This is a genomic window from Candidatus Thiodictyon syntrophicum (assembly GCF_002813775.1).
Taxonomy (GTDB): domain Bacteria; phylum Pseudomonadota; class Gammaproteobacteria; order Chromatiales; family Chromatiaceae; genus Thiodictyon; species Thiodictyon syntrophicum.
Window position 1 is genome coordinate 2,875,269 of record NZ_CP020370.1, and the last position, 23,491, is coordinate 2,898,759.

General features: G+C 69.6%; 16 protein-coding genes. 9 read left to right on the forward strand and 7 right to left on the reverse strand.

Annotation, left to right across the window (positions count from 1 at the left end; translation table 11 throughout):
• Positions 1-105 precede the first annotated feature (105 nt).
• From THSYN_RS12140 to THSYN_RS12150, 3 genes are read right to left on the reverse strand one after another with little or no spacing between them, the layout of a single operon-like run.
• Positions 106-831 (reverse strand): PP2C family protein-serine/threonine phosphatase, encoded by a 726-nt coding sequence (locus THSYN_RS12140; RefSeq protein WP_100919381.1) that lies wholly within the window; start codon positions 829-831, stop codon positions 106-108.
• Positions 828-2,171 (reverse strand): trypsin-like peptidase domain-containing protein, encoded by a 1,344-nt coding sequence (locus THSYN_RS12145; protein WP_100919382.1) that lies wholly within the window; start codon positions 2,169-2,171, stop codon positions 828-830. Before THSYN_RS12145 ends, THSYN_RS12140 begins: the two co-directional genes overlap by 4 nt.
• Positions 2,168-3,559: a polysaccharide deacetylase family protein gene (locus tag THSYN_RS12150; protein ID WP_100919383.1), complete on the reverse strand. Its 1,392-nt coding sequence runs from the start codon at positions 3,557-3,559 to the stop codon at positions 2,168-2,170. The genes THSYN_RS12145 and THSYN_RS12150 overlap by 4 nt, the downstream gene beginning before the upstream one ends.
• Positions 3,560-3,823: 264 nt before the next feature.
• Here THSYN_RS12150 and THSYN_RS12155 point away from each other — a divergent pair, with 264 nt between their 5' ends.
• The 3 genes from THSYN_RS12155 (at position 3,824) to THSYN_RS12165 (ending at position 10,429) form a co-directional block, all read left to right on the forward strand.
• Entirely contained in the window at positions 3,824-5,629 is a 1,806-nt protein-coding gene (locus THSYN_RS12155; RefSeq protein WP_100919384.1) for a hypothetical protein, read from the forward strand.
• Positions 5,622-9,770: a DEAD/DEAH box helicase gene (locus THSYN_RS12160; RefSeq protein ID WP_100919385.1), complete on the forward strand. Its 4,149-nt coding sequence runs from the start codon at positions 5,622-5,624 to the stop codon at positions 9,768-9,770. The genes THSYN_RS12155 and THSYN_RS12160 overlap by 8 nt, the downstream gene beginning before the upstream one ends.
• A gap of 332 nt (positions 9,771-10,102) precedes the next feature.
• On the forward strand, positions 10,103-10,429 hold the full coding sequence (locus THSYN_RS12165; protein WP_172965267.1) for an RpnC/YadD family protein: 327 nt from the start codon (positions 10,103-10,105) through the stop codon (positions 10,427-10,429).
• A 224-nt stretch (positions 10,430-10,653) separates the two neighbouring features.
• Here the strand turns inward: THSYN_RS12165 and THSYN_RS12170 are convergent, their stop codons facing one another.
• From THSYN_RS12170 to THSYN_RS12180, 3 genes are all read right to left on the reverse strand, one after another.
• Positions 10,654-10,962: an MTH1187 family thiamine-binding protein gene (locus THSYN_RS12170; protein ID WP_100919387.1), complete on the reverse strand. Its 309-nt coding sequence runs from the start codon at positions 10,960-10,962 to the stop codon at positions 10,654-10,656.
• 190 nt (positions 10,963-11,152) lie between these two features.
• The gene (locus tag THSYN_RS12175) at positions 11,153-12,562 is read right to left on the reverse strand and encodes an SUMF1/EgtB/PvdO family nonheme iron enzyme (RefSeq protein WP_172965268.1); all 1,410 of its coding nucleotides are present in this window, start codon (positions 12,560-12,562) and stop codon (positions 11,153-11,155) included.
• A 270-nt stretch (positions 12,563-12,832) separates the two neighbouring features.
• Positions 12,833-14,134, reverse strand: a complete 1,302-nt coding sequence (locus THSYN_RS12180) for a hypothetical protein (RefSeq protein WP_100919389.1) — start codon at positions 14,132-14,134, stop codon at positions 12,833-12,835.
• 337 nt (positions 14,135-14,471) lie between these two features.
• On the opposite strand from THSYN_RS12180, the gene THSYN_RS12185 reads away from it, so the two are divergent.
• A complete protein-coding gene (locus THSYN_RS12185) occupies positions 14,472-15,656 on the forward strand; it encodes an ATP-binding protein (RefSeq protein WP_100919390.1) in 1,185 nt (394 codons plus the stop codon).
• A gap of 96 nt (positions 15,657-15,752) precedes the next feature.
• On the opposite strand, the gene THSYN_RS12190 is transcribed toward THSYN_RS12185, so the two are convergent.
• The gene (locus THSYN_RS12190) at positions 15,753-16,703 is read right to left on the reverse strand and encodes an NmrA/HSCARG family protein (RefSeq protein WP_100919391.1); all 951 of its coding nucleotides are present in this window, start codon (positions 16,701-16,703) and stop codon (positions 15,753-15,755) included.
• A gap of 486 nt (positions 16,704-17,189) precedes the next feature.
• Here THSYN_RS12190 and THSYN_RS12195 point away from each other — a divergent pair, with 486 nt between their 5' ends.
• The 5 genes from THSYN_RS12195 to THSYN_RS12225 all read left to right on the forward strand — a co-directional run bounded on the left by THSYN_RS12195 (position 17,190) and on the right by THSYN_RS12225 (position 23,467).
• A complete protein-coding gene (locus THSYN_RS12195; protein ID WP_100919392.1) occupies positions 17,190-17,648 on the forward strand; it encodes a PAS domain-containing protein in 459 nt (152 codons plus the stop codon).
• Between the two features lie 370 nt (positions 17,649-18,018).
• Positions 18,019-19,701 carry an MBL fold metallo-hydrolase gene (locus THSYN_RS12205; RefSeq protein ID WP_157817619.1) on the forward strand — a complete coding sequence of 561 codons (1,683 nt, stop codon included), beginning with the start codon at positions 18,019-18,021 and terminating at the stop codon, positions 19,699-19,701.
• Positions 19,702-19,803: 102 nt separating this feature from the next.
• Positions 19,804-22,692, forward strand: coding sequence for a hypothetical protein (locus THSYN_RS33755; RefSeq protein WP_157817620.1), 2,889 nt, complete (start codon positions 19,804-19,806; stop codon positions 22,690-22,692).
• A gap of 45 nt (positions 22,693-22,737) precedes the next feature.
• Positions 22,738-23,163 (forward strand): RpnC/YadD family protein, encoded by a 426-nt coding sequence (locus THSYN_RS12220; RefSeq protein WP_100919393.1) that lies wholly within the window; start codon positions 22,738-22,740, stop codon positions 23,161-23,163.
• Between the two features lies 1 nt (position 23,164).
• Positions 23,165-23,467, forward strand: a complete 303-nt coding sequence (locus THSYN_RS12225) for a UPF0175 family protein (protein WP_157817621.1) — start codon at positions 23,165-23,167, stop codon at positions 23,465-23,467.
• Positions 23,468-23,491 lie beyond the last annotated feature (24 nt).

Here is a 23,491-nt window from a genome sequence, read left to right on the forward strand (position 1 = left end):
GGGTGCGGATCTGCCACTGGCCGGAACGATGATCGAGGGCCGCTCTCGCTCTTGCGCCCCATCTGTTGATTTCGCGGTTAGGGCGGCGCATTCGCTGCTCCTCGGTCAGGCGGCGAAGACGGCCGTGGCGGTGTAGTTGTCGTGGTCCGGCGCAGCCCGCGCCAACAGGCGTGCGGCCAGGGCCGCCAGCCAGTCGTCGGCGCTCGCGCTCTTGGCCAGCAGCACCTCCATCTCCCCCTCGGTGACGTACTCCCAGAAACCGTCCGTACAGAGCAGAAAGGCGTCGCCGGACTCCATTGCCACTGGCGTCTCGAGCACCGTGGGCCGCGCCTCGCCCTCGTTGCCCAGGGTGCGCAGGAGTCGGTTGCGGTCCTCGTGGAAGCGGATCTCGTCGGGGCGGATCTCCCCGGCGCGCGCCAGGGCCTGGGGCACGCTGTGGTCGGCGGTCTGAAACCGCAGGCGACCGCCCCGGAAGTGATAAAGCCGGCTGTCGCCCACATGGGCCCAGCGCGCGCGCTCGCCGTCGCTCACCAGCAGCACTAGGGTGGTGCGCATCCGCTCCAGGCGCGGGTCGCGCGCCTGGTGCTCCTGGATGGCCCGATGGGCGTCCGCGATGGCCTGGGCCAGGGCCGCGCCGCTCGGCAGCGGCGCCCCGGCCAGCGCGCCCAGCACCCGGTCGACGGCGATCCGCGCGGCCACCTCGCCGCCCGGATGACCGCCCAGCCCGTCGGCGATGACCCAGCAGCCGTCGCGGTGGGCGGCGGCGTCCTCGTTGGCGTCGCGGCCGCCGGCGCGGCTCAGGGTGGCGGTGCTCAGGGTCAAGGCGCTCATGTCATCCGGACCTCGAAGGCGACCGCGGGCGTGGCCAGGTGAAAACGGTCGCCGGGCTTCAGCGTCACGCGCGCTCCCGCGGGCAGGGGCGCGCCATTGAGGAAGGTGCCGTGGGTGGACCCGCAGTCTTGCAGGGTGAAGACCCGGCGGGTCCGGTCATAGGCGACCAGGGCGTGACGCTTGCTGACCCGCCCCGCCGCGGGCGGCAGCACCAACTGCACCTGGGCCGGGTCGCGGCCGATGGCGATGGGACCATCGGCCAATGGCAGTTCGACCCCGGCATAGGGCCCGGCAATGCCGCGCAACAGCGGCGTACCGGCGGCCGGCGGTGGTGCCGCCGAGTTGGCCGCTGCGATTACGCGCGGTGGGCGCGACAGAGCCCGGGTCACCCCGTCGCGCACCGCCGCGCGCCCGTGCGGGGTGGCCGCCAGGGCCACCGCGGTACCCGCCAGCAGCAGTAAGAGCCCGAGCGCCGTCACCAACAGCGGCTCACGGTGCCAGAGGTCGCCCAGCGCGCCCACCCGGCCGCGACTGACCTGGTACGGGACGCCGAGCCGGTCCAGCAGCGGGAACAGCTCGTCGGCCGCGACCGCCCAACCGATCCCCTCCCCCAAGGGGACCCGGTCGACCGCGGGCTTGCCGTCGGCACCGACGGTCACCACGACCGCCAATGGTTTTTGGGTGTTGATGCCGATCACGCGGCCGTAGTCGTCGAACAGGGGGCCGCCCGAGTTGCCGGGATTGATACTGGCGCTGTGCTGAATCAGTTGGGCCACGCCGGCATTGGTCGGTCTGGGATAGATGCGGGTGACCACGCCCGGGTTGGCGCTGGCGTCGAACGGGTCGGCACCCGCGGAATCGTCCGCGGCACCCGGAAAGCCGTAGGCCCGCACCGGGTCAAGCTTGGCCACGGTGGCGACGGCGGCGAAGCGCACCGCCGGCCGCCCGAGCGGGCGTTGCACCTCAAGCACCGCCAGGTCGCGGTCGGCGTCGTGGGCCTGGACCCGGGCCTCGATGATATTCGCGTCGCCCTGGCCGAGCAGCACGGCGACCCGGCCGCCCGCCGCGGTGCAGTCCACCACATGCCAATTGGTCGCGACATAGGCGCTGCCCCCGCTACCGACGACGAACCCCGACCCGCTGCCGCTCTTGGCCGTATCGCCGCCGGCGGCCAGGCAGACCACGCGCACGGTCGCGGCGTCCATGTCCGTGCGCCCGCCGGCGGCAACCGGACCCGCGACCAGCAAGGCGCAGGCGAACAGGCTGCCGAGCAGCCCCGTCGGGTGGACCAGCGCAACGCAGTCCACCACCCTGACGGACTGATCTACCCGGCGGGTCATTCGGTCCCCTTCCCGAAGAGCTTGTCATAGCGGTGATTGTCGCCGGGTTTTTCCTCATAGCATTCATCGACCAGGTGCGGGGTGCCGGCAGCGATCAGCTCGCTGACGGTGACGAGGTCGTAACCGCGTTTGCGCAGCGCCGGGATCAGGGTCTTCATGGCCTCCGCCGTGTGCCAGCCGCGGCCGTTGCCGTGGGCGACGACGATGGCCCCGGGCTTGAGGCTGGCCAGGACCCCCCGGACGATCTGCGCCGCGGACTGACCCGCGGCGGGGTCGCCGGTGACGATGCTCCACTGCACCGGATAGAGCCCGGCGGCGGCTACGGCCGCGAGTGAGGTGGCGTTACAGGTGCCATAGGGGTAGCGGAAGGTCTGGGGCAGGACGGGGATACTGTCGTGCCCCGCGGCGGCATGGGGCTGGGCGCAGGGGCGCGCCAGCAGGTCCTCGCGCAGCAGTTCGTATTGGGCCTGGGTCCAGTGGATCTGATCCTCCATTTCCCGACCATCAAGGACGCGCAGGTTGCCGTGGGTCCAGGCGTGGTTGCCGAGCTCGAACAGGGGGTCCGCCATCAACTGCCGGGTGCGCTCGGGGTGGGAGCGCATCCACTTGCCGCCGGCGTAGAAGGTGGCCTTGGCGTTGGCGGCGCGCAGGGTGTCGACCAACTCGCCGTCATAGCCGGTAACCTCGTTCGACTGTTCGCACAGGTCGAAGGTGAGGGCGATGAGCTTGCGGCCGTTGACGGGTGTCACCGAGCGCAGGGAGCGGGCGAACTCGCCCCCGAGCGGCGGATAGGGATGGCGGGCCAGCAGCCGCTCCGGCGGACTGTGGTCGGCGGGCAGCCGCTGTTTGATCTTGCGCTCGCCGGGGCGGCCCTTGAGTTGCTCCGGCGTCCAGCAGGCGGCGAGGATGGCCGCGGAGCCGGGTCCGGAGACGGGTTCTGCGACCTGGCCGAGGGGCGGCGTCACCGGGTCGGGCGCGGGCGCACTCAGGGACTCGGGTGCAGGCACCGCCGTCGACGGCGGGACGGGTTGGACCCTCAGGTCGAGGGACCCCTGGTGCCGCGGGGGTGGGGCCTCGACGAGCGGCGCAGTCACCGTCGCGGGTGCGGGCACGACCGGAACAGACGTAGGTGCGGGCGCCCAAGGGTCGGTCGGGGCGGGGCTCGCGATCGGCGGATCACCCGCGGCGGGCGTATGGCCCGCGACCGCTTGGTAGTCGCTCGCGACGCTCGGGTCATCCGCCGCCATGGCCGGTCCCCACAGGGCAGCCAGGAGCAGGGTCAGGGTTCGGGCGCGTCGGGCCGCCGCGTAGCCGCAGTGGGGGCAGGGGTGCGTGCCGCCAGGGTCGGTGAAACAGCCGGGGCAGAGTGCGTCGGGGGTTGGGTCCATTTCACCGTCCTCATTTCGTTTCGGGTCCGTGGGCTATTGTAGCTGAGGTCCAGTCGCCGTCGGATCGTTGCTGGTCGCGGGGCTGTCGGGCTGGGTTAGAATAGCGGGTTGCCAAGGCCGTTCGCCCGCTCGTCGGGCGGGGTCGTTCGGTCGGCATGAAGGTCGACCTGCACTGCGCAGGCCAGGCGGGCGAGCGGATGACCAAGCCGCCGCCGTGCCGCTCCAGATAACCCCCAGCCCGAAGACCAGCCGGCCGAACGCACAATGAACCTGCACGAAACCCTCGAAATCCTGACGGCGAGCGACCTGAAGCTGCTGCGCAAATTGACCCCGATCGCCGACCGCTCCACGCGCAAGGGGGACTTGGTCGCCGCGCTCGCGCACTACCTGTTGTCCGGCGACCTGGGCCTCGTCTGGGGGCGGCTGTCGGAACTGGAGGTCCAGGCTATCGCCGAGGCGGTCCATTGCTGGGGCGGGTCCTTCGATGCGGCCCGCTTCGGCGCCAAGTATGGGGCGGTGCCGGGGTTCTTTCAGGTGCGCACCTATTGGTCGACCGCGCGGGGGGAGGACCCGGAGCCGCCGAGCGTCCTGCCGCTCTTCTTCTATCAAGGCGAGATCCCGGAGGACCTGCGTCCGCGCCTGGCCGCGCTCACCGCGCCGCCGACGGACCGGCCCATCGCGACCCTGACCAATGCGCAGTTGCCCGCGACCCTCCCGTCAATGACCCGGGACGCGGATGGGTCCGAACCGCTGCGGCGCGTCGATACCGAGGACCTGGTGCGGCATGACCTGCCGGCGGTGCTGCGCCTGATCGGCCAGGGTGCGGTCGCGGTCGGGGCCAAGACCGGGCTGCCGGGCAGTGCCGCGGTGGCGCGGCTGGAGGCGGTCCTGCTCGGCGGCGACTGGTATGCCGCGGGCGACGATCAGGGCACGGAGCGCTGGGCCGGCGGGTCCATCCGTCCGATCCGCCCCTTCGCCTGGCCGCTGTTGCTGCAGGCCGGGGGGCTGGCGAAGCAGGAGGGCGGCAAGTTGACCCTGACCCCCCGGGGTAACAAGGCACTGTCGCAACCGCTCGCGCAGATCGTCCCCCACCTGTTCGAGCGCTGGCAGCTCAAGGGTGCCCCGGACGAGCTTCGCCGTGTGGACCTGATCAAGGGTCAGACCGCCAAGGGTGCGCGGATGAGCGCGCCGGCCGAACGCCGCCAGGTGATCGCCGCGGCGCTGCGCGACTGCCCGGTGGGTCTGTGGATCGACATTGACGAATTCTTCCGGTACATGCAGGCCCGCGGCCACTCCTTCGCCGTCACCGACAACCCTTGGGGTCTGTATCTCTGCGATCCCCAGTACGGCAGCCTGGGGAGGGGATTCGCGATCCTCGAGGCGCGCTATTGCCTGGCCTATCTGTTCGAGTATCTGGCCACCCTCGGTATGATCGACGTTGCCTATACCTTGCCCTATTTCGCGCGGGCCGACTATAGCGGCGCCTGGGGCACCGACGAGTTCCAGTTCCTCAGCCGCTACGACGGGTTGCGATTCATCCGCATCAATCCGCTCGGCGCCTTTTGCCTGGGTTTGGCCACGGATTACCGGCCGGCAGTGCAGGAGCGGCGGCCGCTGTTCACGATCGGTCCGGACCTCGGGCTGACCCTGCTGCGCGCGCCGGAGCCCGGGGAACGGCTGCTGTTGGAGCGGGTCGGCAAGCCGTCGTCGGCGGACCTCTGGGTCCTGGAACCGGACGCGGTGCTGAGCAACAGCGCCGATCCGGCCGAGCGCGACCGGATTCGGGATTTCATCGAGTCCGCGGCGGACGCGGCCCTGCCGCCGCAGGTCCGTCACCTGCTGGACAGCGTCGGGGAGCGCGCCGGCGCGCTTGCCGATGCCGGACCCGCGCGCCTGATCCGGTGCCGGGACCCCGCCATCGCGGCGATGCTGGCGTCCGACCCGGTCACCGCGCCCCACTGTACCCGCGCCGGCGAGCGCTTGATCTGCGTCCTGGAGCCGAAACTCGCGGCCTTCCGCAAGGGGCTCGCTAAGCTCGGCTTTGTGTTCCCGGAGACCGCCCGTGGCTGATCCGCGCACGCGCTACGACGCCTTGAGCCCGGACGAGCAGCGCATCCTGCGTGTGCTGTCGGTGGTTTGCGAGCCGATCAGCCAAACCGTCCTGCAGAAGGTCCTGGACGTCCTGGGCTGGCGCGGCCAGGACCGCGCCCCACTCTCCCGCCTGATGGGCAAGGCCTTGCGCGAACGGCTGCTGGGAGAGGGGCTCATCGAGAAACGCCAGAACAACCTGAGCTGTCACCCGGACCTGCTCGAACCACTGACCCGCGAGAGCGTCGCCGACGGGACCTTCCCTGCCATCGCCAAGGCGGCGGAGCGCAGCGTCCCGATGGGCCCGAGCTGGATGCAGCCGAGCGAGGAGCGCCGCTTGCGCACCCTGCGCCTGGCACTCTACGCCGGGCAGGAGAAAAAGGTGCTGGAGCTGCTCGGGCTCACGGGCAGCGAGTCCGCGAGCCAGGTCCGCTACTCCCAGGTGGCCCTGCTGACCGGGGTCTGCACCCGCGCGGCGGACCCGCAATGGCTCGCCGGGCTGGCGCCCCGGCTCCAGATTCTGGCCCTGTGCCCGTTCCTGCGCGAGGCGGCGTTAGATCTCATCGCCAGCCCCGCCACCGATGCGCTGGCGCAGCGCCTCCTGACCCCCCTGGCCGCGGCCCATCCGGACGCCGCCGCGGCCCTGGTCGAGCAGCGACTGCTGCGCGGCCGTCTCACCGAGGTCCCCGCCCTGCTCACCGGGCGCAGTGACCCCGAGGCCCTGACCCTGCACGGCTGGCTGAGCTTCATGCAGGGCGACTATGCCCAGGCCATCGAGCGCTTCGCGGCCGCGGAACTCGCACTGCGCAAGGTGACCCGCAAGCGCAACTTCTATACCCCGGGCATCCCCGGCGTGCTGTACCTGATGGCGCTCCTGCGGCGGGGTGGGCGGGCTGACTTGGAACTGGTCGGCAAGCAGGTGACGCTCTGTCTGCGGGCCAACGTCACCGATCCGGTTGCCTACGCCTATCGGCTGATCGGCGACCTGGCCGCGGTCCTGGCCGGGCAGATGCGGTTGCAGGAGAGCGTCTGGCTGCGCGATACCCTGAGCGTGCAGGGCGCCTTTCCGATCCTGTGTCAGGCCCTGGTGCTCGGCTGGCTCGGCAAGCCCCTGGCGCCGGAGGCGGAGCCGGCCCTGGTGGCTTGCGCCCAGGCGGCGGCCGGTGCCGGACTGCATTGGTACGCCCATGAGGCCGTGGCGGCACTGCGGACCGGCGGTTACAAGGGCGAACTGCCCGCGCTGGGTGAGCCGCCCGCCGGCCTGGTCCTGATGACCGGACTGCTGACGCCCAAGCCGGCCTGGGAGATCGCGCTGGAGGCCCTCAAGGGGCTCGGCGCCCAGCCGGCCGCGGGCGAGACCGACGCTGGGCCCGCGTCGGAATTCGACCAGCGCATGGCCTGGCTGCTCGATCTGCACCCCGACTGGGTGACGCTGGACCCCCGGGAGCAGAAGCGCATGAAGCGCGGCGGCTGGACCCCGGGCCGGGCCGTTTCGCTGATGAAGCTCACGGAGGAGACGGACGGCTTTGCCTACCTGACCCCGCAGGACCGGGCGATCCTTGCCTGTATCGTCAAGGAGCAGGAGCAGACCTGGTACGGCGGCGCGCAGCGGACCGTCTACCGACTCGACCAGGACCGCGCCCTGCTGGCCGCCGTCGGGCACCCGCTGGTGATCCGCGCGAGCGCCCCCGATACCCCGGTGGAGTTGACCCGCGGCGGCCCGACCCTGGCCGCGGTGCGGCGCAGCAAGGACATCCGGGTCAGCATCGAGCCCTTCCCGCCCGCGGACCGTATGGTCCTGCCGGTGGAGGAGGCGCCCCAGCGCATCCGGCTGGTGGCGTTCGACGCCCGGCACCGGCAGATCGCCCGTATCCTGGGACCCGACGGGCTGCTGGTCCCCAAGGGGGCCGAGGCGCGGCTCCTGGAGGGGCTGACCGCGGTGGCACCCCTCCTGACGGTCCACTCGGACATCGGCGGTGGCGCCGCCGGCAGCGCCGAGACGGTCCCCGCGGACCCGCGTCCGCACCTGCATCTCGCCCCCAGCGATGCCGGCCTGAGCCTGGAACTGCATGTTCACCCCTTCGGTGAGACCGGCCCCGAGCTGCGCCCCGGCCAGGGCGGCGCGACCCTGTTCACCGAGCGTGCCGGCCTCACCGTGCGCTGCACCCGCGACCTCAAGGCTGAGGTGGCCGCGGCGCAGGCCGTGCCGGCGCGCTGCCCGGAACTGGCCGGGGCCGATGGCTGGAGCTGGTATCTGGACGACCCGGAGCAGGCACTGACCGCCTTGGAGCAGATCCATGCGCTGGGCGACGCGGTGGTGTTGGACTGGCCCCAGGGCAAGCGCATCGCGCTCAGCGCCGAGGCCCACCTGGGCCAGATGCGCGTCGCGGTCAAGAAGCAGGGGGACTGGCTCGCCATCGGCGGCACCCTGACGCTCGCCGACGGCCGGGTGCTCGCCATGCGCGAACTGCTGGAACTGGCGGCGGCGGCCCGCGGGCGCTTCGTGCGGCTGGGCGAGGACGACTTCCTGATCCTGAGCAATGCCCTGCGGCGGCGCCTCGAGGGCCTGCGCGGCCTGACGGAGGCCGGGCGCTTCCATCCCCTGGCGGCCCCGGCCATCGCCGAGTTGGTCGAGGGCATGGAGGTCGAGAGCGCACCCGTCTGGAAGGCGCTCCTGGCGCGCCTGGCGGCCATGCGCGACCTGGAGCCGCAGTTGCCCTCGACCCTCCAGGCGGAACTGCGCGACTACCAGGCGGAGGGTTACCGCTGGCTCGCCCGGCTCGCCTACTGGGGCGCCGGGGCCTGTCTCGCCGACGACATGGGGCTCGGCAAGACGGTCCAGGCCCTGGCTCTGATCCTGGCGCGGGCGCCCCAGGGCCCGACCCTGGTGCTGGCGCCGATGTCGGTCTGCGCCAACTGGATCGTAGAGGCGCAGCGTTTCGCCCCGACGCTGCGACCCCAGCGCTTCGGCCCCGGGGACCGCGCCGCGGTGCTGAAGGAGGCCGGCCCCTTCGACCTGATCGTTTGCAGCTACGGGCTCCTGCAGAGCGAGGGCGAGCGCCTGGCCCAGGTGCAGTGGGAGACCATCGTCGCCGACGAGGCCCAGGCCTTCAAGAACACGCTCACCAAGCGCTCCCAGGCCATCATGCGGCTCACCGGCGGCTTTCGCATGATCGCCACCGGCACCCCGATCGAGAACCACTTAGGCGAGATCTGGAACCTGTTCCAGTTCATCAACCCCGGCCTGCTCGGCTCACTGGAGAGCTTCAACCGGCGCTTCGCCAACCCCATCGAGCTGAACAAGGACCAGGGCGCCCGGGCGCGGCTGCGCCAACTGCTGCGGCCCTTCATCCTGCGCCGCCTGAAAAGCGAGGTCCTGGCCGAACTGCCGCCGCGCACCGAGATCACCCTGCAGCTCGAACTGAGCGAGGGCGAGATGGCGTTGTATGAGGCCATGCGCCGCCAGGCGATCGAACGGCTGGAGCAGAGTCCGGAGGCCAACGCCGGCCAGCAGCGGATGCAACTGCTCGCCGAGATCATGCGGCTGCGCCGCGCCTGCTGCCACCCGCAACTCGCCCTGCCCAACAGCGAACTGCCCAGCGCCAAACTCGACGCCTTCGCCGAGATCGTCGAGGACCTGCTGGAGAACCGGCACAAGGCCCTGGTCTTCAGCCAGTTCGTCGACCACCTGCGCCTGATCCGCGCCCACCTGGACGCCCGCGGCATCCGGTATCAATACCTCGACGGCTCGACCCCCGAGACCCAGCGCCGCGCCGCCGTCGCCGCCTTCCAGGCCGGGGAGGGCGATCTCTTCCTGATCAGCCTGCGCGCCGGCGGGGTCGGGCTCAATCTGACCGCCGCCGACTACGTGATCCACATGGACCCCTGGTGGAACCCCGCGGTCGAGGACCAGGCGTCGGACCGCGCCCACCGCATCGGTCAGGAGCGCCCGGTCACCGTCTACCGACTGGTCGCCAAGGGCACGATCGAGGAGCAGATCCTCAAGCTCCATGCCGCCAAGCGGGACCTGGCCGACGGGTTGTTGGAAGGGGCCGGGGACGGGGGGCGGTTGAGTTATGCGGATATGTTGGCGTTGGTGCGGGGGGTGGAGGGCGATGCTTGAGGGCGGGGCCTGGAGGATCGAGCGGACCCGCGGGACCCGGCGGGACGGGGTTTGAAACCCCGTCCCGGACGTTTGGACCCCGTCGCTAACGCCGTGGCGACCCGGAGCGCTCCAAACGTTTCGGACGGGGCGAATGCCCCGTCCGGCCGGAGGTGGGCTTGCAGCAGTGCCAGGTTCGGTGACCAATCAGCCTTGCTCGGGCAACCGGGCCGATGGTGGATGCGCTGCGCTTATCCACCCTACCGACGCAGGGCGATCCGTCGCGGCGCCTGGCGTCCAAACTGGCGCTGACGCGACGGCTGTACCGGCATGGACTGAGTCGCCGTGACGTCGTGAACCTGTATGCCTTTATAGACTGGCTGCTGGTGCTGCCGGAGGCGTTGGAAACGGCGTATCTGGAGGACATCGAGCAGTTGGAGGAGGAGACCAAGATGCGGTACGTAACCAGTGCGGAGCGGATCGGGATTCGCAAGGGGATCGAATTGGGCCGACAAGAGAGTCAGCGAGAACTGTTGGAACACTTGCTGGTCGCGCGGTTCGGGCCCTTGCCGGGGTCCTTGGCGGTCCGGGTGGCGGGGGCGGAATCCGCGCAACTGTCGGCCTGGTTCGAGCGGGCGCTGACGGCTGACTCGCTGGATGCCGTATTCGCGGCTGCTTGAGCGGCGACTTCCTCCAAGGTGCCTTGATCATCGTTGCGGCCGTAGGGTGGACAAGCGCAGCGCAGTCCACCGAATCTCGCGTCGCCGCTGGTGGACTGCGCTGCGCTTGTCCACCCTACTGGCTGCGGTGCCGCATGGCCGGAAAGGTGACCAAGGCCCGCCCGCGCCTCGATACCTGATGTCCCAGGGTGGCCACCGTTGGCAGATAGCGTCCGCGCCGCTGCTCAGTTTTGGTCTGCCAATTTCGCCCGCACGCTGGACAGCTTCTCAGCCATCCGCTGCGGCCGATCAGTGCGTGTCCCGAGCGTGACATTGGTCGAGATGCGCGGCACCCCCATCCCGTGCAGGGTCTCATGACAGCGCTTGATCGCGTCCATGACCGCCTCCCATTCGCCCTCCAGGTTGGTCCCATTGGCGTGCATCTCATAGGTCAGTCCGGTCGCTGCCAGGACGCGTTCGCAGGCTGCGACATAGCCTGACAGCGAGGTGCCGGTGCCGATGGGGATGAGGGTGAATTGGGCGATGACGTTCATTGCTCGGTTCTCGGTGATTGTTTGGTCTTGCTACGGGCGAGATAGGCATGCCGGTCGGGCCTTGAAACCCCGTCCGGAACGTCTCGGCGGCAAATGCGATCGTTGCGGCAATCCAGCGGTCCTGAAGTATTGCGGACGGGGCGACTGCCCCGCCCGCATCGCGGAATGGCCGGTCCTGCGTGAGAAAGAGTCACGGAGCAAGCGTCCTGGCGACACGAAAACCACAGAGGCTATCCCAGGTTAGATGTTCCGACGAACCACGGATCGATGAGCCATTCGCCCACGCTGGACCGCTCCACGCGCCACCGCGAAGCACCTGTCGCTCACATCCCAAATAGCTTCGGTTCGTCAGCCAGGCGCTCCCATCGCCCGGAGCACCATTGTAAGTTTCGTTCCAACAGTCCTCCACCCATTCGCACACGTTGCCGTGCATATCATAGAGTCCAAACGGATTTGCGGGATAACTGCCAACCGGTTGGGTATGGCCTAAGTTCACGCCCGTGTTGGCCCCACAATTGCTGGGATCCGACCAGGTGCCATCGTAATTTGCTTGTTCGGTACTAATGCACTTGCCGGTGCTGAAGCGAGTGCTTGTCCCGGCCCGCGCGGCATACTCCCATTCAGCTTCACTCGGTAAGCGGTAGGGCTGACCGGTCTTCCGAGCGAGCCAAATCAAATACTCCTGGACATCGTTCTGGGAGATATTGAACACCGGGCGATTGCCGCGACCCCAACCGCGATCCTCCGGTATCTTCTTACACCCGCCATCGGCCGTACAGGCATCCCAGTCGGCGAAGGTGACCTCGTATTTACCCAAATCGAAGGCGGCAATCTGGACGCGATGGACGGGCTTCTCCCACGGATCGCATAGATCCTCCTGGCATCCCATCAGGAAGTTTCCGGCGCGTATTCGAACCATGTCGACCTTCACTGCCGCGGTCTTGACCGTCGGCGCCAAGGTCAGACGCGTGCCCGGTACATCGTCCAGCCGGGCGGCTTTGAGCTTCCCATCGGGGGCGAGTTCGAAAAACACGGGATAATTGGGTCCGCCCTGGTAGAGCGTGCGCGCCGCGTCACGCTCCAACCGAACCTGCGGTTCGGTGACATCGGCCAGCCCTCGCGACCAATCCTTCAGCTTCAACTCCACCGGAAACTTACCGGTCTGAATGTCGTAGCCGTCCTTCACCAGGGTCGCGGTTCCGGCCGTAAAGGCCGGATCGCGGGCCGCGGACCGGGTATTGAAGGTCTTAATCAGCGCCTGCCGACGAGCCGCGAATTCGGGCTCGGTCTCGAATGCGTCCCGCTTGGGGTTGAGGTAGGTCTCGGGGCGGTCCTGCTCGGCGATGGGCACCGGGACCGGGATGTCGCGGGCGAGTTGCAGTTCCTTGACGACCATGGCCCCGTCGCCGACGAAGACGGTCTCGCGCGCCGGTTTGTAGCCGGGTTTGCGGGCCTCGAGCTTGTGCTGGCCGGGGCTGACGTGGAGTACCGCCGGGGAGCCGTTGGCCTGGCGATTGCCGTCGATCAAGATCTCGGCGTCGCGCGGGTCGGTCTTGACGGTGACGACGGCATCGGCGGCGAGGGCCAGCCTGGGCAGCATCAGCGGCCAGCCAAACGCGAGGTATGGCAGCAGGGCACAGAGGCAGCGGAGGGTCCTCGGCATGGTTAAGCTCCTGGTTCGGGCGCAGTGGCGGTGGGTCCAGTGGGGGTCATGGATGAGATTTTGGGCGTGACGCGGCGGTGCGGCAAGGTCGCAATCGGCGGCAGACTCGGCAGGGCACGGACCGGGCGGTCCGCTCGCCTCGCGAGCGGGTTAATCGCGGCGGGACGCCGCTCCCACGGGGGCGGAGAATGGCCCGATAGCGAATACCTATTTGCACGGGCTGAAGAAGCCGTAGCGACCTTTGCGGGTCAGTTCCTCGTTGCAGCGCCGCGCCAGGTAGCCCTGTCGGCTCGCTTGTTCCTGGGCCTTGCTGAACAGGCGCTCGTTTTCCCAGCGGGCGTCGGCGGCGGCGCGGTCGATGGCCTGGGTCTGATCGCCGACCGCGCTGCCGATGCGGGCCAGCCCGGCATTGAGGTTGCCGTAGACTTCGGCGAGGCGTTGGTCGCTTGCCTGCTGGACCTGGGCGATCCGCGCGCCGGCCTCGCGCAACCCGGAGTCGAGTGCGCCGCTGACCGATTGCAGGCGCTCGTCCAGCACGCGGTTGTGGTCGGCGATGGCCGACTCCAGCCGTTGGGTCTGGGCCTGCACCCCGACCTCCAGGTGGCGGGTCTGGGCCTCGATGGCACCGATCACCGCAGTGGCGAGGGTGCCGAACGCGGCCTCGACCCGTTGCTGATGGGCCTGCTGGGCGACCTGCCAGTCGAGGCGTTCGGCGCGGTCGAGTTGCTCGGTATAGGCCGGGGTGTCGCGGAACAGGTCCAGGGCGAGCAGGCGCTGCTTGCGGGCGGCGACCAGGGTGTCGCCAGTCTTCTCGGCGCGGCGGGCGTCGTTGAACAGGCGCCGGGCGGTGCGGTCGCGCTTGTCGTCGGTGACGAAGGGCAGGGGCAGCCCGCCCGGACCGGTGTGCAGATCCTGCTCGCAGGCGAGCCGCTCGGCCTGGAAGGCGAGCTCCACTGCCTCCGGGACCTGACGGGCCGCCGGGAAGGCGCGGACATAGGCGTCGTAAACGGCGGGATCGTCGGGCGCACGGGCGCGTGCGAAGGCGATCTCATGGATGCGCAGCAGGGCCTCGACCGACTCGACGCTGCCCGGGAAATCGGCCATGAAGTCGCGGTAGCCCTCAATGGTGTCGAGCTCGCGGCGCAACAGGAAGACGGCGCGCACGGCCACGGCGTTCTGCGGCGAGGCCGGGTCCAGGGTCATGAAGTCCCGGTAAACGGGCTCGGCGTTGCGCGAGCGGGCCTGCTCCCAGGCACCCCGATAGGCGCGGTGGTCGGTATCGAAGGCACGGTAACCGCGGTTCTGATACAGCGCACGCCAGGTCTGGTAATCGTTGGCCCGCTGTGCCTCGGTAAGCGTCAGGGGCCAGGCGGCCTCGTATTCGCCCAGCGCCTCCAGGGAGCGGGTGACCTCGGAATCGGTCAGGGCCAGAGCGGAAGGGGGCTGCGCGACCAACACCACGAAAAGCAGGCAGCCGAATGCCAGGGGATTCCAGGTGCCAGCCAGCATAGCACGGCGGCGCGCGCGAACGCACCAGAGATGGCCGTGGCGGTCAGCTCCGCAAGGCAAGGCAACAGGCCGATGGCGCCGACAGCCGACGAGGCGTTTCTCGCCGATGATTTGCAAACTCGGTTTCCTTCAAGGTTAGTCGCATCAGTCAGGCCGGAAGTCGCGGCTCAGGACTGGGCAAGACCCGGTAAGGTCCCCGCCGCCCCGCCCGAAAACTGTCGAAAGTCCAGTGAAGATTACTCTTTTCCTTAGGTAAGCCAACCTCCTAAGTGCCCCATCGCCTAGAGTTAGAGTCAGTAACTTGATAAATGCAGAATCATCGTGTATTCTGCAATGTATGTATATCAGAAGGCACGCAGAGAACGCGCTTCAGGCCATCCTGGCCGGCGACAAGGTCGGCATCATCCTGGGTGCGCGCCAGGTCGGCAAGACGACCCTGGTGGAGCATGTGCTGGCCGACCAGGGGCCGGGTCAGGGCGCGGTCTTCCTCAACCTCGATATCGAGGTCGACAAGGCGCGGTTCCGCGCCGCCGCCGCCTTGGCGCCCGCCGACGGCCTGCGCTCCCTGGGCAATCCCGCGGTCCTGGCGATCGACGAGGCTCAACGCCTGCCGGAGGCGGCGCGGATCATCAAGGGCTGGCACGACGCGCGGCTGCCCGCGAAACTCCTCCTGCTCGGCTCCTCCTCGCTCAACCTGCTCGATCAGGCGGCGGAGAGCCTGACCGGGCGCAACCGCAAGCTGGTGCTGCCGCCGCTGTTGTTCTCGGAGACCCTGGCGACCCAGGTGTGGGCCGGTGGCGATGCTGCACCGGACCATCTGTGTGCGCATTTCGCGCCGCAATTGCGGGCCTTCCTGATGCAGCGGCTGGCCTTCGGCAGCTATCCCGAGGTCGTGACGAGCGACCGTCCGGCGCAACTGCTGCGCGACCTGAGTTCCGATTATCTGTGGAAGGACGTACTGCAGACCGGCCTGGTCAAGACGCCGGACCTGATCACGCGGCTGCTGCTGTTGTTGGCCCACCAGGTCGGCGCCGAGGTCTCAGTGAGCGAGTTGGCGACCCAACTGCAGATGGCCCGGGCGACCGTGGACCGCTATCTGGAACTGTTGGAGCAGACCTTTGTCATCTTCCGGCTGCCGTCCTTCAGCACCAATCCCCGTAAAGAGATCGCCAAGAGCCGGAAGGTGTTCTTCTGGGATACCGGTATCCGTAACGCCCTGCTCAATGCCTTTTCGACCGACGAATTTCGGCCCGATATCGACGCCTTGTGGGAGAGTTGGTTCATCGCCGAGGTCGCCAAGCGCAATGCCCTGCTCGGCTCACCGGGGGAGCTGTTCTTCTGGCGTACGCGGGCGCAGTCGGAGGTCGACCTTGTGGTGAAACAGGCCAGCGGCCTGCGCGCCTTCGAGGTCAAATGGTCCGCGCGAAGGGTCTCGGGTCGGGCTTTCCGCGATGCCTATGGCGTGGCGGTGGAGCCGGTCGGGCCGGAGAACCCCTTCGTGCTGGACGTCATCAAGGAATAGCAAGGGCGGGTTTGAAACCCGCCCCTACGTGGGCGCGTCGCGGCTGAAGCCGCTCCCACCAGGTTCCGACCTGACTTTCACGGTAGAGGTGTCAGCCTAGGCGGCTGGAATCCGATCCTTGTTGCGCGCAAGCCAGGTGCGAAAGTCCTGCAGCCGCGGGTTCAGGGCGCGGGACAGGACCGGGTCGCGGGCGGCGCAGAAGTCGGTCTCGAAATCGGCCTTGAACTGGAACATGTTGCCGAGATCCTCGGCGCCCGGGAAGCCGAAGCCGCGGAATTGGGCCGGGGTGACGGCGTCATAGACTACCTCCTGGCCCAGGGCCTGACCCAATTCCGCGGCCATCTGGGCGCCGGTGAGCTGCTCGCCGCAGATGCCGAGCGTCTTGCCGATGTACTGGGCGCCGCCCTGGAAGATGCCGTAGGCGCAGCGGCCGATGTCCTCGGCGGCAATGCCGGGGAGTTTTTTGTCGCCCATGGGTAGGGTGAAGGCGAGGCGGCCGTCGGGGCCCGGCTTGGGGCCCATGCCGAAGTGGATCAGGTTGTCCCAATAGAAGGAGGTGAGGAGGAAGGTGGTCGGGACGCCAAGCTCCGTGAAACAGGCGTTGGATTCGCCCTTGGCATCGAAGTGGGGGACCTTGTATTCGCCCATCAAGGTCGGCATCCGGTCATCGTCAAGCGGAACCCAGCGGCGGGTGTCTTCCAGGGTGGACCAGATGACGTGGTTGAGTCCGGCGCCCTTGGCGGCCTGGGCCAGGGCGCGTACCTGGGCCTTTTCCCGCTCCGGGGAAAAGTGCTCCCAGAAAAAGGTGACGAAATAGGCGCCGTGGGCGCCCGCGAGCGCCAGTTCCATGCTTGCGGAGTCGTCCAGGTCGGCGCCGACCACCTCCGCCCCCATGGCGGCGAGGGCCTTGGCCCGCGGGGTGTCCGGGTCGCGGGTGATGGCGCGGGGGGTGAAGCCGCCGTGCGGATCGTCGAGGATGGCCCGGACCAGGCCGCCGCCTTGGGCGCCGGTGGCACCCAGGATTGCGATGATCTTGTGTTCAGACATGGTGGTTTGGCTCTGTGGGTAATTTAACCTAAATCCGGCAATTGCTCTCACAAAGACACAAAGAACACAAAGAAAAACAGACCATTGAAGGCGTTGGGCCGATCGCCGCCCGGGTGCCTCTTCGACCGACATGTCGCTTTGAAGATCTTTGTGATCTTTGTGTCTCTGTGAGAGAACTGCTCTTTCTTAGGTTTAAGGAGGAGGGGGGCGTCGGTGGCCGGCTGCGCGCGGCCTCCCGGGCGCAGAGGGCAAGGCGGGCCCGCCGGGGTGCCGGGGATCTCGGTGCGGCCGGGGCCGAGAACAAGCCGGGTTCCCGGTGCGCGGCGGCGCGGACCGCGGTCGGCCGCGGGCTTTCCGGCCTGCCCCGGCGGTGCTAGTCTCAGCGCCGCCCACCTCAGCGCGACCGGCGTCGGCGGCCACGGGGCCGGCGCGGGTGCCGGTGCGGCGCGATCCCTGCGGTGTCATCAAACTTATTCGGAGACAGTCATGGACTTCCTGTTCGAGAACGAGGTCGGCGAGATTCCCTATGTCATCTCCCAGATCCTCGATACCTGTGTCAACGGTATCACCCTGTCGGACCCCAACCAGCCGGACAACCCGCTGGTCTACGCCAATGCGGCCTTCGAGTTGATCACCGGCTATGACCGGCAGGAGATGCTGGGGAAGAACTGCCGCTTCCTGCATGGCGACGACGTGAATCAGCCGGAGCTCGAGCGCATCCGAGTCGGGGTGCGCGACCACCAGTCGGTGACCGTCACCCTGCGCAATTACCGCAAGGATGGGAGCATGTTCTACAACCGCTTCACCATCCGTCCGCTCTTTGACCGCCAGGGGCGCCTGCTCTACTACCTCGGCATTCAATATGACGTGACCGAGTCGGTGCGCGCCCGGGAGGAATTGGCGAGCCTGAATGCCCAGTTGGAAGCGATGGGGGAGACGCCCTGAGACCCCGTTTCGGCCGTCGCGCTCGCGCCGGCCTTGATCATGGTTCCGGCCCTAGGGTGGACAAGCGCTAGCGCAGTCCACCGAATCCCGCGCCGCCGCTGGTGGACTGCGCCGCGCTTATCCACCCTACGATGCCCGGTGGCCGGAATGATGACCAAGGCCCGCGAGCCGTCACGGCGCGTCGGCCCCGGGGTCCGCCCGCCCGGGCCTTTTGGCCCTTTGGGGTCATAGACGCCGGCGAAACTTTCGCTACGCTAGGGTCGCCAGGGCCGGAGACGCCAGGGCCGCCACGCGGCGGTTCCTGGGGTACCTGACCAAACGACAGGGCCTTGGCCGGCCCGACCCGACGCGCAGCCCAGGGGGCACGACCATGAACGATAGCGATTCCGACACCAAGACGACCGAAGAGCCCGGGGGGTTCACCAGGCGCGAGGCGCTCAAGGTCTCCGGCCTCGCACTGGGGGGGCTCGCCCTGGGCACCCTGGGCGAGCTCGTCCCGGACTCGGTGCAAGCGGATAGCCAGTGCCGTGCGGACCCCACGGATTGCTGCCCCCCGGGTCCGCGCGCCAGCTTCGCCGACAAGGCCAAGGCACAGCGTTACTCGTATTTCGACAGCCTCCCGCCCTTCTACCCCTTTCGCGCCGCCACCGCGGTCAATACGGGCCAGGGGTCGGGCATCGTTCCGCTCGGCGCGACCGAGATGCGCATCACCTTCCTGGGCTCCTCGCTCCCGCCCCGGACCCTCGGCCAGCGGATGATGAGCATCTTCGTGGAGGTGGGCTGGGACAGCACCCGGGGCCAGCCCTTGGACCAGTTCGTCTTCGACTGCGGGTCCGGGGTCGCCGCCAACTATGGTGCCATGAATATCGGGCCCGGACGGATGGACAAGATTTTTCTGACCCATCTGCACGCCGACCACATGAGCGACCTGGTTCACATCTATTGCTTCGGCCCCCCCGCCGACCGCAAGTCGCCGCTCTGGGTGTGGGGGCCGGGCCGCTCGGGGGTGCCCAACCCCGATTATCCGGATAAGAGCAGCACCCAGTATTACGAGGACGGCACCAATGACTTCTGCCAGCACCTGCGCGAGCTCTGCCGCTGGCATTCGGAGAGTATGAGCTTTGAGACGACGGCGTACACGGCATACACGGCGCCGACGAACTGGACCCTGCCCCAGCCCGTGCAGCCAGTGGGCGGGGAGCCGACCAACGATGGTTATTCCATCATTCCCATGGAACTGGACTGGGACCAAGGGCAGAGCGGCGACCAGGTGGCCTACCATAACCCCGACACCGGGGTGACGATCAGCTTCTTCCCGGTGATCCATACCCGCAAGGGGTCCATCGGCTACAAGCTGGAATGGGGCGGGCTCACCATGATCTTCAGCGGGGACACCAAGCCCGAGCAGAACTGCCTCAATCAGGCCATCAATCGGCCGCCGAACGACCCCAATGCCCCCGGGCGGGGCGTCGATGTCTTCATCCACGAGATGGTCCCGGCGCCACAGATTTGGGCCATGAAGTCGAACAACCTGCCCAGTCTCCCGGATGAAAACAGCCCAGGGGTCAAGTCGATGGTGACGGTGCAAAACAGCTCCCATACCCCCCAGGGGGCCTTCGGTTACCTGCTGAGCCAGATCTCGCCGCGCCCGCGCCTGACCGTCGCCACCCATTTCCCGGTGGCCGACGACACGGTCGAGAGCGCGCTGGCCAGCGTCAAGGCCCATTGCAAGGTCTATCGGGGCAACCAGCGGCCGGCGGGCGCCGCGGACGCCGCGCGCCTCACCTGGTCCTTCGATCGGATGGTGATCACGGTCTCGAAGGATCGCATCGTCGAGCAAAAGGGCGTCGCCGATCCGTTTGGGTACAGTGCGAACTACCAGGCGCCCCCGGGGACGGGTTTGGACGGCAGCGGCTTCCTGACGCCTAAGTATTGGTGCACCGACCCAGCGACCGGCACGCCGGTCGGGGACCCTTATGCCCAGATCGACACCAGCACGGAGATCAATCCGTGCGGGACCGATGGGTGCCACTACGCCGTTGACGGCTATTGACCCCGCCGCCAGGCGGCGCCCCCGCCTGGGAGGACCCTTGGCCGCGGGACCGCCCTGGCAGGTACCCGCGGCCCGCGCACGCACCGCTTGAGGCCACCGATCATGTCGACACCACGCTTTTCCGCCTTCCTGGCCGCCGTCCTGGCCCTGGGCCTGGCGAGTACGCCCCCGCTCTTCGCTGTCACCGATAACCAGTTCGGGGACCCCGGCACGCCCGGTACGCCAGGGACCGCCGGCGATCCGGGCAGCACCGGGGGTCCGGGTGGCTCGGGCGGCGTTGCCTCCGCCAGCGCCGTCGGCGCCGATCCGACCAACGGCGCCACCGCCCTTGGTGGCGACGGGGGCTTGGGCGGCGACGGGGGGGGCGGCCTGAGCGCCGACGCTGATGGCGGGGCCGGCGGTGTCGGCGGTCTTGGCGGCGACGCCACGGCCGCGGCAGCCACGACCCTGGGCGCGGGCGATGGGACCGCCGTGGCGCAAGCGACCGGGGGCATTGGCGGCACCGGGGGCGACGGGGGCTCTCCGGCCGGGAGCGGGACCCCGGGTGTCGGCGGGGTCGGCGGGGCCGGGGGTAACGCCGCGGCATCCGGTTCCGTCGCCGCCGAGTCGGGGACGGCCGACGCACAGGCCCAAGCGACCGGCGGGTCCGGCGGACCCGGCGGGCTCGGCGCGACCGACGGGGACGGCGGCAGCGGCGGTGCCGCGACGGCGGGCGCCACCGGCTCCGGCGCGGGGACCGTCGCCGTCGCGGCCCACGCGACCGGCGGCGACGGCGGATTGGCCAGCGGCAGCGGTGCGCGCGGCGGCACGGCCGGCGCCGCCAGCCTGGGCACGGTCGCCGCGACCGCGAGCGACACCGGCAACGCCTCCGTGGCGGCCGGCGCGCTCGGCGGTCAGGGCGGGAACGGGGACTCCGGGGGCACGGGCGGTGCCGCGGGTCTCCAAACCGGGGTCGGATCGGCGACCGCCGCCACCGCCACCGGGTCCGTCTGGGTCGACCTGAGCGTCACCGGCGGCGCCGGCGGGGCCGGATACGCCGCCGCCGGGGGTAACGGGGGCGAGGCCAGGCTCGACCCGGGGCTGATCGGTGGATCATCCACCGGCGGGGGCTCAGTCGGGGTATACGGGAGCGCTCAGGGCGGGGCCGGCGGCTCGGCCAGCGGGCTTGGCGCGGCGGGCAGCGGTGCCTCGGTCACCCTGTCCGACGCGGTGACCGGCGCGACCGGCGGCGAACTCTTGCTCAGTCAATTCGCCTTCGGCGGTGCCGGCGGGGGCGTCGCGGACGGGATCAGCGGGACCGCCGGCACCGCGGCAAGCAGCCTGGGGCGCAGCACCAGTGCCCAATCCCTGACCCTGATCTCGGCCGCGCGGGGCGGCCTGGGCGGGGACCGCACCTCGGCGAGCGGTACCGCGTCTGCCGGCGGGGCGGCCACGGCGAGCGCCGACGCAACCAACGACGCGGGCAGCGCCCAGGCCGGCACCGGCCTGTGGTCGGACGGCGCCCTGGGCGGCGATGGCGGCTCCGGCTTCGGCGGGGCGAGCGGCGGTGTCGGCGGGGCCGCGGTCGACACGGCCGCCGCGGATACGACCGGCGACGCCCAGACCGCCACCGCCTACGGGTACGCGACGGGCGGCAACGGCGGCCAGGTCAATTTCGGAACCGGGGCCACCAGCCTCGGCGGGGCGGGCGGGACCGCGCGCAGCGGCGCCGATGCCGGTGCCACGGGGGACAGCCAGGTCCTGGCGAACGATACGGCCATCGGCGGGCGGGGCGGCGATGCCGCGGGCGGCACCGGCAGCGGCGGCGCCGGCGGGTCCGCGGACTCGACTGCAATCGCCGGCGGCGCGGGGACCCAGCCGGTCGCGGCCGATGCCAGCGCCACCGGGGGCGACGGGGGCAGCGCACTCGCCCCCGACGGGACCACGGGCAGCGGCGGCGTCGGCGGCGGGGCCCAAGCGCAGGCGCAGGGAACCGGCGACGGGCCAGTCGCCGTCTCGGCCGCCGCGGCGGGCGGGGCCGGCGGCTCCGGCAACAACGGCGGCCTCGGCGCGCGGGGCGGGGACGCGGTTGCCGCCGCGACCGGCGTCGCGACCGGCGCCGCACCAGGCACCGTCTCGGTAAGTGCAACTGCCCAAGGGGGAACCGGGCATGGCGGCACTGCCGGCTCGGCCATCGCCACGGCGCAGGGCAGCGGGAACGGCGGAACCGCCAGTGCATCGGCCAGTTCGGCACAGGACAGCGGCCTGGCGCTCAGCATCGCCGGCACCGCCTCGGCCCCGGTGGACGGCCAGGTCAAGGCCATGGCCAGCAGCGCCGTGGGCGGGCCCCTGCCGAGTCCCGACGCTGTGTCCGGGAGCCAGGCGGTCGCCTACGCGACCGGCGCGCCCACCGCGGTCTCCGGGCGCCTGCTCGCCAATCCCACGGTCACGCTCGCCCTGCCTGCCGCGTCGGACATCCTCGCCTACGGGGTCCTCGGCGGGGCCTACGCCACCGGGACCCCGAGCGGCTCGGCGCAGACCTACCAAGGGGAAAGCACCCTGAGCTTCGACACGACCCAGATCGCCAATCCGCCCCAGCACCTCTTGATCGGGCTGCTCGACCCAGTGGGTCTCGGGACGGTGCTCGGGGGTTTCGACTTCGCCATCGTCGAGGAGGGGGCCACGGTATTCCAACGGACCTTTACCGACCTGGCCGCGGCCCTCTGGTTCTTCAACGATCGCGTGCTCGACCTCGGCTCCTGGTCCGATCGCGTCTCCGCCGACGGCGTACTCGATCTCAGGCTGAGCTTCACCCTGCTCGAATCCCAACCGGATTCCGGCTTCTACATGGATTACGTGGTCGCCGACGGCCCGGCCGTACCCCTGCCGTCGGTGGCCTGGTTGCTCGGCGCGGGGCTCCTGGGTTGGTCGGCGGCGACCCGCGCCCGCGCCGGGTCGAGCGCCGGCGGGCCGGCCCACCGCCGGGTCGGCCCCAGGGTCCCGTCAAAGTAGGTTGCGTGGAGGGGCAGGAACGGCGCCCGGCTCAACCTGCCGAGCATGCGCTACGTGCCCGACCGCAAGCTCGCGGTCTACGCCGCGGCCGTCCGGGGCCCGGTCGAGCTTGAGCCAGACCTCGAAAAGAAACTGAAATATCTCGATTTTATAGACATCTACGCGGACCTGGACGACAATGAGCGGGCCAGATACCAACGCGAGTACCCGCAAGAGGCAGCAACCATGGGCACTTTCTCGGAACGCTTCCTCCAGCAAGGGCTGGAGCAGGGGCTCGCGCAGGGCGAGCACATCGGCGTGCGCAAGGGCGAGGCCAGGGTCCTGCTGACCCTGCTGCGGCTCAAGTTCGGGACCGTTTCGGAGGCGGTCGGGGCCCGGATCGACCAGGCCGATGCGGATACCCTCCTGCGCTGGTCCGGGCGCGTCCTATCGGCCGGCAGCATTGAGAAAATTATCGGGAGCGACGGCTGAAATGTTGTCCACCAAAGAATTCGTCGATGCCCGGCTCTATCCGGATGAGCCGACGCTGATACAGGACGCGCTGCGCCACCTGGTGCGGGCGCGGCCGGAATTGCGGATCGACCTGGCCGTACACAAGTATGGCGCGGGCGATATCTCGCTTGCCAAGGTTGCGGAGTTGGCGGGGATCAGTTGGGCGCAGATGAAAGATGTCTTGCTGGAAAAGGGTGTTGCCCCGCGTCTGGGGCCGGATGACACCGATGAAGCCCGCGACGAGGCGGAGGTATTGCGCGCGGCCAGCCGGACCCTGCCGTGAGCGTCATCGTCAATACCACGGTCA